The sequence below is a fragment of the Microcoleus sp. B4-C2 genome (assembly GCF_036705265.1).
Taxonomy (GTDB): domain Bacteria; phylum Cyanobacteriota; class Cyanobacteriia; order Cyanobacteriales; family Microcoleaceae; genus Microcoleus.
In genome coordinates this window covers 41,290-55,440 of the sequence record NZ_JAUBUB010000035.1, presented here as the reverse complement: position 1 = coordinate 55,440, position 14,151 = coordinate 41,290, and the positions used below count along the sequence as shown (strand labels likewise).

Sequence of the window (14,151 nt, the reverse complement as noted above, 5' to 3'; positions counted from 1 at the left end):
GATGGGCGTCCCGCCCGGCCTTTTTGGACGGGCGGGACGCCCATCCCACTTTCAAGAGTGGGAGTTATTTAATTCTCATTCCTAAGAGACATTGTACCAGGAAACTAAGCAGCTTTACAAGCTTGCTGCCGAATTGGAATTTCAATGACGAATTCTATTCCCTTTCCTGCTATAGGCTGGCAGTATAATCGGCCCCCATGCTTTTCAACGATAATTTGGTAACTGATAGATAACCCCAACCCAGTTCCTTTACCGATAGGTTTCGTGGTAAAAAAAGGGTCAAATAGTTTCGGCTTTAAACTTTCGCAAACTCCCCGACCGTTGTCACTAATATGAATAGCCACCCAATTCTCATCAATTACTTTTGTAGCAATTTGAATGCGGTTCTTGTGTTGTTTAAATTCTGCAAAAGAACGCTGCTGATTCGATTCCTCTAAAGCATCAATGGCATTGGAAATAATATTCATGAACACTTGATTTAATTGTCCGGCATGACATTCTACTGGTGGAAGCTGACCGTACTTTTTTATTAATTCAATCTCAGGATGCTCTGGTTTTGCTTTTAAACGATGATGCAGGATGGTGAGTGTACTATCAATTCCTTCATGAATATTTACAGATTTCACCTCTGCCTCATCTAGGCGAGAAAAGATTCGCATAGACTTAACAATCTCCTGGATGCGCTGCGTTCCTAAGTTGATTGAGTTAAGAACTTTGATAAAATCTTCCTCCACAAATTCCAGTTCTATTTCATCCATTGCTGCTTGAATCCGAGGGGTGGGATTTACATAATCTTCTTGATAGAGATGTATTATTTTTAGTAAGTTGTGAGCGTACTCTTGGGCATAACCCAGATTGCCAGAGATGAAATTTATAGGGTTGTTTATTTCATGAGCAATCCCAGCCGCCATTTGCCCTAAGCCGGACATCTTCTCGCTTTGAATTAACTTAAGTTGCAGTTGTTTTAAATCTTCATAGGCTTGGCTAACTTCTAAAATTTTTTGCTCCAATAATGTATTTTTTTCTTCTAATTTCTCAGTTAAAACATGAAGCTTTAAATGCAGCTTTACGCGAGCTAATACTTCCTCCTGTTGGAAAGGTTTGGTAATATAATCTACAGCCCCAAGCTTAAACCCCTCAACTTTATTAGCCGTATCCGAGAGCGCAGTCATAAATATAATGGGAATCTGTTTAGTTTCTGGATTAGCCTGTAATCGACGACAGGTTTCAAATCCATCAATCTCTGGCATCATTACATCTAGCAAGATTAGATCCGGTAGAGCATATTTGACTCGCTCTAGTGCCATCTTTCCAGATTTCGCGACCCGAACTTCAAATCCTTCTTGGCTTAAGGCATCAGATAAGACACCCAAGTTAGCTGAATTGTCATCAACTATAAGGATTGTACCATTTGCTTGAATTTCTGAATTCATAAACCTTACTTGTAGGACTGAATAAACGTTAAAATCTCTTCGTCTTGAAAGTCTTTTGCCATTTGATGCAATCTTTTAGCAAAGGGAATGTATTGGGGATCTATTTGTTCCAGTAATACCGCCTGCTTAACTATTTCTAGGAAATTTCCCTTCATAGCCAGTTCGTATAGCATTTCCATTTCGGTAGCAGGCGGGGCAATTAGCTCATCGGTGTCTGAGGATCTCGCCTGTGGATCTTCATTAGCTTCATAAACCCATTCCAAATCCAGATACTGTTGTAATTTTTGCAGGAGCTCTGTTGCCTGAATAGGTTTGGGAATAAAGGCATTACCTCCTGCTTCTAAACTTCTGTATTGATCGGTTTCAAATACGCTGGCAGAAGAGACAATAATAACGGTGTCTTTGAAATTTTCCGATTCTCGAACCCGCTTAATCACCTCGAAGCCATCGAGTTCGGGCATTAATAAATCGGTAACAATTAAATCAGGCTGCACTTCTAGAATTTTTTCCCAGCCTTCAAGCCCATCGTTCGCTTCAGACACCTCAAAGCCGAGCGGACTGAGCAAATTGCTAATTACCGAACGGTTAGCCCATTTGTCATCAATAACCACAATCTTAGGTTGGCGGTGTTTGATGCCGATAATCTGCCCGCGATGGTCGATTTGAGATGTTTTCACCCATTCATCGGCTTGAGATAGATTGACATCAAACCAGAAAATACTGCCAACATTAATCTCACTTTGAACCTGAATGGTACTGCCCATTAGTTCTACAATCCTTTTGCTAATTGCCAGTCCCAATCCCGTACCTTCCGTCTGCCGTCTGCGATCTCCTACCTGCTCGAAGGGCTGAAAGATAGCTTGGAGTTGATCTTGTGCAATGCCGGTACCTGTATCGCGTATTTCAAAGCGAATTTTTTCTTCGGTGGCAAAACTGACTATAAAAGTAACAGTGCCCTCATCTGTAAATTTAATAGCGTTGCTTAAAAGGTTAATTAACACTTGTCGCAAGCGTTTTTCATCCGCACGAATCCCGATCGGCAGTTCGGGGCTTGATGGAAAATGAAAGTGAATTCCCTTTAGTTCAGCTCGGATGCGACACATTTCTGCGACACCTTGCAGGAACGCCGGGAAATGAAAATCTGTGGGCATTAGTTCCACTTTCTGTGCTTCAATCTTCGACAAGTCGAGAATATCATTGATTAAGGTCAGTAAATGGGAACCGCACTGATAAATAACATCAATGCGCGATCGCTCTTCTTCATTCAAGACTTTGGAACGCTGAAGAATCTGCGCGTAGCCCATGATGCCATTAAGCGGAGTCCGCAATTCATGGCTCATGTTAGCAAGGAATTCACTTTTGGCCCGACTTGCGGCTTCTGCAGCTTCCCTGGCTTTTGCCTGTACGATTTCTGTTTGTTTGCGATCCTGGATATCGATGCAAGTGCCAACCCACTCCCGGATGCTGCCATCTTCATTCAGAATTGGCACCCCTCTAACTTGGAAATAACGATAGTTTCCATCCGTTCCGCGCATTCGATATTCCATCTCAAACAGGCTTCTCGTTTGCACTGCTTCCATCCACACCTGAACTGTTCGTTCCCGATCGTCCGGGTGGATTGTATCTAACCAGCCAAAACCAACCACCTCAGCTTCCGTTTGTCCGGTGTAAGCTCTCATACTCGGTGAATCCTGGCATCTTCCTTCAGGATCGGTTGTCCAGACAATTTGGGAGATGGCAAGGGTTAGCGATCGATAGCGTTCTTCGCTTTGTTTGATAGCATCTTCTGCTTGTTTGCGATCGCTAATGTCATTATTAATTTCGAGTTGGGCACAAGGCTTTCCTTCCCCATCGCGCTGTAATGTCCAGCGACTTGCTACAATAATCTGCCGACGATCGCTGGTGGTGTGCTGCACTTCTCCTTCCCAACTTCCCTGCTGGAAAAACTCTGCCCTTACGATTTCTAACGGTTTAGGAAAGGCTGTTTCCAAGCAGGTGTGAATGTACTCCCCGACTACTTGGGCTTTTGTCCAACCATAGAGCTTTTCTGCACCTTGGTTCCAGTATATGATGCGGTCATCCATATCCCGAATAATGATACCATCGCTGGCTAAGTCTAGTATTTCTAGGGTTTGACGGAGTGTTTGCTCGACTTTTTTGCGATCGCTAATATCTCGTGTTGTGGCGATGATTCCCAGGATATTACCCTTAGCATCCCGCCAAGGAGCTTTTGTAGTAAAAAAAGTCCCGGTGGTCTCACCATGAAAGACATCTTCCTCGTAACTCTCAGTGATTCCTGCTGCCATGAGTTGGCGATCTTTTGCCATAATTGCACGGGCCGTGTCAGGCGGCAGTAATTCCAAATCATCTTTGCCGATGATTTCCTCAATGGGCTTGCCTATGAAGTTTGCCAAATTGGAGTTAAGGGCAACATGACGACCTTCCCGATCTTTAACGACAATGAAGTCTGGTGTACTTTCCAAAATAGATTTGAGCAGTGCATTACGATCGCGCAACTCTGCTTCCATTTGTTTGCGATCGTTAATGTTTCGTGCTATGGCGATCAGGCCGATAATATTGCCCTGAGCGTCCCGCCAAGGGGCTTTTGTGGTTAAAAAAGAAGTATTCTCTTTACCATTGAAAACCTCTTCTTCGTAGCTTTCAGTAAGGCCTGCTTCCATGATCTGGCGGTCTTTTGCCATTATTGCAACGGCGGCCTCCGGGGGAAGGAGTTCCGAATCATCTTTACCGATAATTTCCTCAATGGATCTACCGTAAAAGGATTTTGCCACCTCGGAATTAAGGGCAACATATCGGCCTTCCCAGTCTTTAACAACAATTATGTCTGGCGTACTTTCCAAAATAGAGCTCAGCAAGACATTGCGATCGCGCAGCGCAGCTTGCTGTTGGCGCAGAGCTTCTTCAGCTTGGAAGCGATCGGTAATATCTGTATTAGCTCCAATCCATTCCCGAATTGAACCATCCGCGTTCAGAATTGGTACACCACGACAACTCATGTACCGATATACCCCGTCATGACGGCGCATACGAAATTCAACTTCATAGAGCGATCGATTGGCAATAGCAGTTGACCAGGCAGTAACCATAGACGAGCGATCGTCTGGATGGATAGCCTTGATCCCACCCCCTCCTTTGTAATCATCAAATGTCTGTCCTGTAAATGCACTCCAAGTAGGTTGCTCGATCGCCATTTCGCCGTCGGCATTGCAGATCCAAATAATTTGAGCGCTGGCTTCCATCAAAGAACGAAATCTTTCTTCACTTTGTTTCAGGACATCTTCTGCGATTTTGCGATCGCGAATATCCCGCGTAATAGTGGCAATTCCTATGGGTTCATTAGTCTCTGGATCTTTGATCAAAAATAGGGTGTAATCTACCGCGATGGGTTCACCTGTCACGAAATGTCTGAAGCGGAAATCACTCCGCCAACTTCCCTCTTGCATTATTGCAGGCATAATAAACTGCTGTACAAAGTCCAAATCTTCTGCCATGAAAAAGTCGTTCATGTGTTTGGTTTTGGCTTCGTCCAAACTGCTGAGTCCCACCAAATCCAGACCAGCCTGATTCACTAGCATCGGGCGACCATCCATTGAGGCAACGCCAATAAAGTCACGGCTGTTCTCGATCGTTGTAGCGAGCAATTGCCGTTCTTCCTCTGCTTTTTTGCGATCGCGAATATCCCGCACAATAGTGGAGATAAACTCGACTTCACCCGCTGCGGTTTTGTGAACGATCAAAACCTGGGAGACTGGAATTTCTTCCCCATCGCATGACAAAAACAGAGTTTCACCAGTCCACCGGCCCTCTCGTAAGGCGGTGGGAATTACTTCGTTGTGGAATTTTGCCGTTGCTGAGGGAGCTAACACAGAATCTATACTAAACGAAGCTCGTGCTTCCTCTGGGGACATCCCCAGCATTTCCTGTCCGGCTTTGTTGAGATAGACGCTATGCCCTGTCGTATCAGAAACTCCTACTAAGTCGGAAGTTGCTTCCAAAATGGCCGTCAGTCGTGCCTGCTTTTGTTCTGCCCGCTTGCGATCGGTAATTTCAATCACAAGGGCACCAACACCAAAAACCAGGTCATTTTCATCCCGCAAAGGATAGTAAGATGCTTGCCAGTAGCGCAGGATGCCCGGTTGTCTCGGAGTTTCACCCACTACTTCATAGTCGAGAATTGGCTGGCCCGTATCCAGAATTTCTTGCAAAATTGGTCCCAGATTCGCAGCCAATTCTGGCAGCACTTCACACAGCGACCTACCAATATGATCTGCCACACAAATGCCATTGAGCTCGGCCATAGCTTCGTTAATTTGGACGTACCGGAGTTGGCGGTCTAAAATCATCAGTCCGGCATTCGCAGCAGCAAAAAAAGCCTCGAAGTGAGCCTGTCGCAATACCTCTGCTGTTGTGCTCTCTTGCTGTGGCGGTTGGGTTTTCTCTGGTGGGAATTTGCTCATGTTGGCTCGTGCATTTCAGCTTTTATTCTAGAACTTCTGTCCAATTGTGCGATCGCAAGGTTTTCGTTGCCTCCAATTTGGGTACTGAATAAAACGTTCAGTAGCGCGACTATTAGGCTTTCAATCTGCGAGATATGTATCCCTTGCGACACTATGTTTTTTAATTATTCGGATGTATCGCCAAGTATTTCTATTTCTCATCAATTCTATTGCTAATCAATCCTATCGGTAGAACATTGATGACAACTTAACCTAGGGAAGCATTTGTCAATCAGTAATTATGCTCAGCCTTTACTCAGGTTTTGGGTGGAGAACTTAGATTTGGGCGATCGAGCAATCATGTCTCGCGCCATATTTATGTCCACCTACCCTCAAATCGCCAATTTTCCACTCCTAAACAAGCAATATTTTAAGTAAAATTACGGATTGACAAATGCGATTAAGTTATATTTCGTCCCCCATATCGGTATAATGCCAAGTATTCTTGAAACGTTATCAATTTTAGCTAGATCCGTTAAATTTTCACTTAGATAATACATAAAACGGACGCAACTGGCAGAGTAATAGCAATATCTCTCCCACCAGTTAAAGTCATTGTAATACTTGGATATTTGACTTGTCCACTTAAAGAGTCATTGAATAATCCCTGCTTAACTTGATAACGGGACTTAAAAAAAAAAATAGTGGAGAGTATGATAAACTCGAATCGAGTTAAGGTTCACTAAAGTTACTAGAGCGCTTTAATAATAGATGAGTCGGCTCTCGGAACGCGAAAAAGTGGCACACTAACCGCAGGCCTGCGAAGACCAGGTATCCGAAAAATTGGCAATAGGGATAACTGCGTAGTATGAGGAACAACATCTCTATGTAACGACTTAAGTTTTTTTACCATAAAAATAGGTTAAAATTTATGATAACGAGTTCAGTATTTGATTTTTACATTGGGTACTGAGGACTTTATTTTTTACTCCTCTCCTTAAAAATGACCACACAAAAAACATTATTCCCGGAATTTAAATTGAATACAATACCAGAAGAAGTGTTGACACAGATATCGCAAATATTTACAGCTACCCTATTTAAAATAGGTGACAATCCAGTATCCCTGCAGTCACTGGTAGAACTAATAGTCTTGTTTATGGCTATCCTTGTCATAGCACGCTCTTTTACGAATTTCCTGAAGGAACGCTTGCTCGTCAGACTGGGAATTGACGAGGGAAACAGGGAAGCTATCGCAGTAATTATTGGGTATTTAATAGTAGCTTTGGGAGTAATAGTCGCCATCCAAAGCATCGGCTTCAACCTCGCTTCTTTTGCAGTAGTTGCGGGGGGATTGGGAGTCGGAATTGGCTTCGGAATCCAAGATTTAACAACTAATTTTGTCAGCGGCTTAACGCTGCTTTTAGACAGGCCGGTGAAAGTCGGAGACTTTGTGGAATTAGAAGGATTAATGGGAATCGTCAAAAAAATCTCGATTCGATCGACCATCATCCAAACTACTGAAGACTCTAGCGTCATTGTTCCCAACAGCAAAATGATTAGCAACAAAATTGTTAACTGGAGTTACGAAAATTCCCTACTCTGTCTGCGAGTTCCCGTAGAAGTAGCCGAGAATAGTAACCCCCTGTTAGTGACAGAAACTCTGTTAAATATTGCTTACAAAGAAGCAGGAGTTTTGTACGAGCCCAATCCGAAAGTATTGTTTGTCGAGTTTGGTGATGATAGTTTTAAATTTGAACTTTTAGTTTGGACGGACAAGCCGACTGAAAGAGAAATAATTAAAAGTTCTTTAAATTTTGCAATTGAATACAATTTCCGCCACCAAAAGATAGAATTTCCGTTCAATGACAGAGAAATTTATTTGCAAAACCCCGAAGTTCTGTTGTCAATGTTCAACAAAAAAGAAACTGCAATTGACCTCCCGAACAGTTACTCGGAAAATGAGCAAAAACCGCCAATTTTTGCAGAGAAACTGAAAAAGCCATCGTCCCTTAGCTGTTTGCTACGAGAGGTAGAATACTTTGAAAACCTGACTGATCTTGAATTGCGGCAATTGATTGAAGTTGGATACCGCAAACGGCTGCGATCGCAAGAATATTTGTTTCACGAAAACGACCCCGGAGATGCTTTTTACATGATTCTTTCAGGTTCAGTCGAAGTTTTTGTAGCAGCTATTGACAAACATCTGAATAACCTCGGTAGTGGTCAGTTTCTCGGTGAACTTTCTTTAATGTTGGGAATCCCCAGAACTGCTTCGGTAAGAGCTTTGGAAGAAACAATTTTGTTTGCCATCAATAAAGAAGGTTTCCAGAAAGTTTTAACTGAACGACCGGATTTATCTGAACAGATTATTAAAGAAATAGTCAAACACAAAGAAGAACTCAGCGAGAGACAGCAATTATTGCGAGAAATGGAATTGGTAGATGCAGCAGAAGAGGATGAAAATCCTGTAGAATGGGTGAGAAAACGGCTAAAAGATCTATTTACTGTTTGAAATAATTTCTATGACGCGATTTATTCACGATCTCTTTGCCAAAGAATACCTGGAGGAATTGCTGTCACCGCTCGGAACGGTTAATATCGGCCGCGATGTGACTTCAGAAGTCGGAGAAATCGATGTGTACTTCACTTTCTTCAATCTAAAATCTAAAATCTAAAATCTAAAATCGATTGATGCCCACAGCATCGAAAGCATTGGTAGATAGCTTTAATGCGATACCAGACACAGAGAATTGGATGCAGGGAATCTATTTTTTGGGGGAATCTTTGCGGACTGCAATTGTGGCGATTCACCAGTTGCCCGAAACTCCAGAAACTCTGTGGTTGAGGATTTTGGGCAAAGGGGGAGTGCAGCAAAGGGCTATTTCCCAATTAAGCGCTTTAGCAACAGACGATCCGTTGCGGATTATCGCGCTAGAATTGCTGTATCGGTTACAATCAAATTTAGTAACCGATGCGCCACAAGAATTAGAGCCAGAAGAGCGGGAGTTAATTATGGCCATTGCACCACTTTTTCAACAACAAATACAAGCAGCACAGCAACAAGCTAGAGAAGAAGGACTAGAACAGGGACTAGAAGAAGGACTAGAACGAGGACTAGAACGAGGTAGACAAGAACAACAGCGCTTAATCTTAGAAAACTTTCTGCGAGTTCGATTTGGAGAATTAAGCCCGAAAATGACGGCTTTTCTATCTCCAATATCAAAGTTGGCGGCGGCGGAATTTACCGTGTTGTTGCTAGCTATATCGATGTTAACCGTTGATGAATCTGGACGGGAATTAGCAGTAAAATTGCTGGCTGAAAGTGCGTTGCAAACGCGATCGCCTGATTTGGGCGATATTCTGCCTGCAGCAGTTACTAATTTATTGGCATTGCCTGTGGCAGAATTGACATTGTTTGTAGAACAACTGCCACAGTTATCGGCGGAGCAATTGAGGGACAGCTTAGGAAAAACACCTGACTAAAACCTGCGATCGCAGCCATAAAGGGATCTCGCTCTTTATGGCATTTAAATGATTCTCGAATAAAATTCCTAGATTCTGTCGATCGCACTTTAGGAATTGGACTGCGGGGATAAAATTAAGTGCAGCAGACCGTCGATCAGTCGATCGCGCTCCATTGGGATAATCTCTTTACCGTGCATCATTTCCTGCATTAACTGAAAATATACCAAAGATCCGATAAAAATTCGCGCCGTTGCCTCCGGATCGGGCAATTTTAACTCTGGATGCGATGCCAAATATTCCGCTAGCCGCTCGATACCCGGTTTAGCTAAGTTTCTCACAAAAGTCTGCGCGAGCTGGGGAAAACGCCCTGACTCCGCAATCACTAACCTCACAAAATTGAGATATTCTGGTTCCTGGGTCGCCTGATCCAATATAGTTGTGGCAGCGAATCGCAGCGCTACGGCAGGTTCTTCATCCAGCACTGTAAAATGGACTTTTTTTCGCGCCAGTCGCTGTACCAAAGCCGCAAACAATCCCTCTTTATCTTGAAAATAGCTGTAAACCGTGGCTTTGGACACTCCCCCCGTCTTCGCTACCTTGTCCATACTCGTGCCCGCGTAGCCGTGGGCTAAAAATTCTTGCATCGCACCTTGCAGGATTTGCTCGCTCTTGTCACCTCCTGCTGCGTCTGGTTCGATCGGTTTTGTCCTTGCCATACCTTGCTTCTGTAATTTTTATTTGGGAGCTTGACATTATTATACTGAACGGTTTAGTATTAAAAGACATCGTAACTAAACCGTTTAGTTTTATTTTCTCACAAAGAGGTATGTCATGGTACACCAACCAACAGCAGACAGCTTATCCTCAAATCCATCCCTAGTTAAAAAACTCCTAGTTGTGGCAGCAGTAGCAACCCTGGGGGCAGCGGGAACCACAGGCTACACGATCTGGCGATCGCGCATACCCGATCCGAACGCAGTAGCCGCAGCAGCAGCCGTCACAGCATCCCAATTAACCACAGTTACAGCCTTGGGACGACTCGAACCCAGAGGAGAAGTAATTAAAGTCTCCGCCTCCGGTACGGCGGAAGGAAACCGGATCGATCGACTCTTAGTTAAAGAGGGAGACAGGGTGAAAACAGGTCAGGCGATCGCAATTTTGGATAGTCGCGATCGCCTGCAAGCCGCCCTCGACCAAGCTCAAGAACAAGTGCGCGTCGCCGAGGCAAACCTAGCAAAAGTCAAAGCTGGAGCCAAAAACGGCGAAATTCAAGCCCAGAAAGCGACTATTAGCCGTTTATCCGCCGATCGCAGCAACGAGATCGCAGCGCAACAGGCGATCGTCAGCCGCCTAGAAGTCGATCGCAGCACCGAAATCGCAGCGCAACAAGCCACAATTGCCCGCATCAGGGCCGAACAGCAAGGGGAAATTCAAACCCAAAAAGCCGCAATTGCCCGTCTACAAGCCGAACTCCGCAACGCCCAAAGCGAGGATCAGCGCTACTCCCAACTGTATAAACAGGGAGCAATTTCCGCCTCAACTAGCGACAGCAAAAGCCTCGCCGCCGAAACAACTCAACAGCAACTCAACGAAGGAAAGGCAAAACTAAATCAAATTCAGGAATCCCGCCAACAGCAAATTAACGAAGCCCAAGCCAAATTAAATCAAATTCAACAATCTCGCCAACAGCAAATTAACGAAGCGCAAGCCAAACTCAGCCAAGTTGAGCAATCTCGACAACAGCAGATTAATGAAGCCGTGGCAAATCTCGATCGCATCGCCGAAGTGCGTCCCGTTGACATAGCAGCAGCCGCCGCCGAAGTCAGTGCCGCCGCTTCAGCCGCCAAACAAGCCAAAGCCAATCTGGATCTAGCTTACATCCGTGCTCCCAGAGACGCCCAAGTCCTGAAAATTCACACACATCCGGGGGAAAAAGTGGGAAACGACGGCATTGTCGAACTCGGACAAACTCGCGAGATGCTGGCTGTTGCGGAAATCTACGAAAGCGATGTGGACAAAGTACGCCTCGGACAAACCGCCAAAATTACTAGCGATGCTTTGACCGGCGAATTGCGGGGAACTGTCGAACATATTGGTTTGCAAGTGCAGCGGCAAAACATTGTTAACACCGATCCTTCTGCGAATATTGATAGTCGAATTGTGGAAGTAAAAGTGCGCTTAGATGAAGCTTCCAGCCAGAAAGTAGCGGGATTAACCAATTTGCAAGTCAAGGTGGCGATCGGGGAAATTAAGGATTAAGAATTTTTTAACCACAGAGAGCGCTGAGGACACAGAGGAAGAGAATAGAGAGATGAATCATTCTGACTTAATTATTAAAGATTAAGAATTGTTCCAACATCAGGTTGCTGTCTTTAATCCAAAATCCAAAATCTAAAATCTAAAATCCTATGATTGCACTAATCAAACCCTTAGAACAATTAAGACGCAGAACTTCCCTCGGATGGCTGCAACTGAGTCACGACAAAGGGCGAATGCTCGTTGCAGTAGCAGGAATTGCCTTTGCTGACGTTTTGATGTTCATGCAGTTGGGCTTTCAAAATGCGCTTTACACCAGCAATACGCGGCTGCACCAAAGCTTGCAAACAGACTTAGTTTTGATTCACCCCCAAGCGCGAAATTTGATTAATTTGTCTTCCTTCCCCAGGCGCCGATTGTATCAAGCAATGAACGTACCGGGTGTCAAATCAGCCGAACCGCTTTACGTGAAAATTGCTAACTGGAAAAATCCCGAAACTCGGCGCGAAACGTCGCTGATGGTGGTGGGTTTCAATCCGAATCGCCCTGCGTTTGCGCTTCCCGAAGTTAACCAAAATTTGAACGCGATTAAATTGCCGGATACCGTGTTGTTCGATCGAGCTTCTAGGGGAGATTACCAAGGGACGATCGCGCAACTCGATCGAGGAAAGTCTGTTAAAGCTGAGGTCGAGCGGCGCAAGATTACCGTCAGCGGTTTATTCACAGTTGGAGCATCTTTTGCCGCCGACGGTATTTTGATGACTAGCGATCAAAATTACCTGCGCCTGTTTGCGAGACAAAACGCCGCGAGTGTTAATGCCGGATTAATTCAACTGCAACCGGGTGCTGACCCCGTGGAAGTTCAACAAGTTTTAAAAGCATATTTGCCGCCGGATGTCAAGGTATTAACCAAACAAGAATTTATCGATTTTGAGAAAAACTATTGGGCTAAGAATACTGCGATCGGCTTTGTGTTTAATTTAGGCGTCGCGATGGGTTTTGTAGTAGGAGTAATTATTGTTTATCAAGTTCTCTCAACCGATGTCAGCGACCACATGGGAGAATACGCTACTTTCAAAGCGATGGGCTACCGCAATGTTTATTTACTGGGCATCGTTTTTGAACAAGCTCTAATTCTTTCTGTCCTCGGTTTTTTGCCAGGAGTAGGAGTTTCTTTCGGACTTTATTCTTTAACTCGCAAAGCTACAAACTTACCCCTTTATATGACGCTGCTTAGAGCATTTATAGTATTACTTTTGAACGTGATTATGTGTACTATTTCGGGAGCAATTGCCACTCGCAAGCTGCAATCAGCAGATCCAGCAGATATGTTTTAAGGGAAAATGAATAAGATAATACTAATTCTCAAAAGTCATGCAACAGTAGCGCTCCGGGTGCGTCGCCACCCTTAAATCCTAAAAAAGAGCGACAATCTCAAAGCGACGCACCTTACCTGATAGAAGATTCGGCGGTTGAAACCGCTTAAGAGTCAAACGAAGTCCACTCCAAGCGGACTAAAGAATCAAGGGGGTATTAAAGCCAGATTTTGTATAAAGTCCTGACTACACACATATTTTTTGTAATCCTTCTCTTGTTTTTCCTCTGCATTTTCCGCGAATAAAGCTGTTTCTTCTTAAATCTCAAACCTCAAACCAAAAAGTTATGAATTATACTACTCTCTCTCCAACAACCAACCCATTACAGATTCCTGCACCTATAATTTCCGCGCACCAACTAGACCACTACTTCGGTCAAGGTCAACTGCGAAAACAGGTACTTTTTGACATTAATCTCGACATTAATGCAGGTGAAATTGTGCTGATGACGGGGCCTTCTGGTTCGGGAAAAACTACGCTTTTAACTTTGATTGGCGGGCTGAGATCCGGTCAATCGGGAAGTCTCAAAATTATCGGTCAAGAAATGTGCAAAGCGAGCGCAGACGAATTGGTAAAGGCGCGACGCAAAATTGGTTATATTTTTCAGGCGCACAACTTGCACCGCAGTTTGACGGCGCTACAAAACGTGCAGATGGGTTTGGAAGTTCACGGGAATTTGTCGCGTTCTCAAATGCGCGATCGCTCTGCAAAAATGCTAGAGTTAGTAGGACTGGAACAGCGGATTAACTATTATCCAGATGATTTGTCTGGAGGACAAAAACAAAGAGTTGCGATCGCCCGCGCTTTGGTCAGTCAACCGCAAATTGTTTTAGCTGACGAACCAACAGCCGCCCTGGACAGCAAATCCGGTCGCGAAGTGGTGAATTTGATGCAGCAACTAGCCAAAGAACAGGGTTGTACTATTTTGTTAGTAACCCACGATAACCGAATTTTGGATATTGCCGATCGCATCGTTCACATGGAAGATGGAAAATTAGCCTAATTTTTAAATTTCCGAAGAATAGACATCCTATCTAATCCGTTGACATCGGAATTATTATCTCTCTCTTCTCTTTCTCTGTGTCCTCTGTGCCCTCTGTGGTTTAATCATTTCGATACAACCGGAATAGACATCACCCATAACTACCCCATTTTCAATTT

Annotated in this window: 9 protein-coding genes; 6 read left to right on the top strand and 3 right to left on the bottom strand. The window is 44.2% G+C overall.

What is annotated here, in order from left to right; genetic code table 11:
- Window positions 1-104 precede the first annotated feature (104 nt).
- Both QUB20_RS12840 and QUB20_RS12835 read right to left on the bottom strand, forming a co-directional pair.
- On the bottom strand, window positions 105-1,433 hold the full coding sequence (locus QUB20_RS12840) for a response regulator (RefSeq protein ID WP_333246493.1): 1,329 nt from the start codon (window positions 1,431-1,433) through the stop codon (window positions 105-107).
- 5 nt (window positions 1,434-1,438) lie between these two features.
- Window positions 1,439-5,911, bottom strand: a complete 4,473-nt coding sequence (locus QUB20_RS12835) for a PAS domain S-box protein (protein WP_333246495.1) — start codon at window positions 5,909-5,911, stop codon at window positions 1,439-1,441.
- 982 nt (window positions 5,912-6,893) lie between these two features.
- On the opposite strand from QUB20_RS12835, the gene QUB20_RS12830 reads away from it, so the two are divergent.
- Genes QUB20_RS12830 through QUB20_RS12820 form a run of 3 tightly spaced genes read left to right on the top strand, consistent with a single transcriptional unit; the run spans window position 6,894 to window position 9,376 of the window.
- Window positions 6,894-8,405 carry a mechanosensitive ion channel domain-containing protein gene (locus QUB20_RS12830; protein WP_333246497.1) on the top strand — a complete coding sequence of 504 codons (1,512 nt, stop codon included), beginning with the start codon at window positions 6,894-6,896 and terminating at the stop codon, window positions 8,403-8,405.
- A 10-nt stretch (window positions 8,406-8,415) separates the two neighbouring features.
- On the top strand, window positions 8,416-8,568 hold the full coding sequence (locus QUB20_RS12825; RefSeq protein WP_333055395.1) for a hypothetical protein: 153 nt from the start codon (window positions 8,416-8,418) through the stop codon (window positions 8,566-8,568).
- A 13-nt stretch (window positions 8,569-8,581) separates the two neighbouring features.
- On the top strand, window positions 8,582-9,376 hold the full coding sequence (locus tag QUB20_RS12820; protein ID WP_333291393.1) for a hypothetical protein: 795 nt from the start codon (window positions 8,582-8,584) through the stop codon (window positions 9,374-9,376).
- An 89-nt stretch (window positions 9,377-9,465) separates the two neighbouring features.
- On the opposite strand, the gene QUB20_RS12815 is transcribed toward QUB20_RS12820, so the two are convergent.
- The gene (locus QUB20_RS12815) at window positions 9,466-10,074 is read right to left on the bottom strand and encodes a TetR/AcrR family transcriptional regulator (protein WP_333246501.1); all 609 of its coding nucleotides are present in this window, start codon (window positions 10,072-10,074) and stop codon (window positions 9,466-9,468) included.
- A 115-nt stretch (window positions 10,075-10,189) separates the two neighbouring features.
- Here QUB20_RS12815 and QUB20_RS12810 point away from each other — a divergent pair, with 115 nt between their 5' ends.
- The 3 genes from QUB20_RS12810 (at window position 10,190) to QUB20_RS12800 (ending at window position 13,993) form a co-directional block, all read left to right on the top strand.
- Window positions 10,190-11,617 carry an HlyD family efflux transporter periplasmic adaptor subunit gene (locus tag QUB20_RS12810; protein ID WP_333246503.1) on the top strand — a complete coding sequence of 476 codons (1,428 nt, stop codon included), beginning with the start codon at window positions 10,190-10,192 and terminating at the stop codon, window positions 11,615-11,617.
- Between the two features lie 149 nt (window positions 11,618-11,766).
- Window positions 11,767-12,951, top strand: coding sequence for an ABC transporter permease DevC (gene devC / locus QUB20_RS12805; RefSeq protein WP_333246505.1), 1,185 nt, complete (start codon window positions 11,767-11,769; stop codon window positions 12,949-12,951).
- A gap of 325 nt (window positions 12,952-13,276) precedes the next feature.
- The gene (locus QUB20_RS12800; protein WP_333246507.1) at window positions 13,277-13,993 is read left to right on the top strand and encodes a DevA family ABC transporter ATP-binding protein; all 717 of its coding nucleotides are present in this window, start codon (window positions 13,277-13,279) and stop codon (window positions 13,991-13,993) included.
- Window positions 13,994-14,151 lie beyond the last annotated feature (158 nt).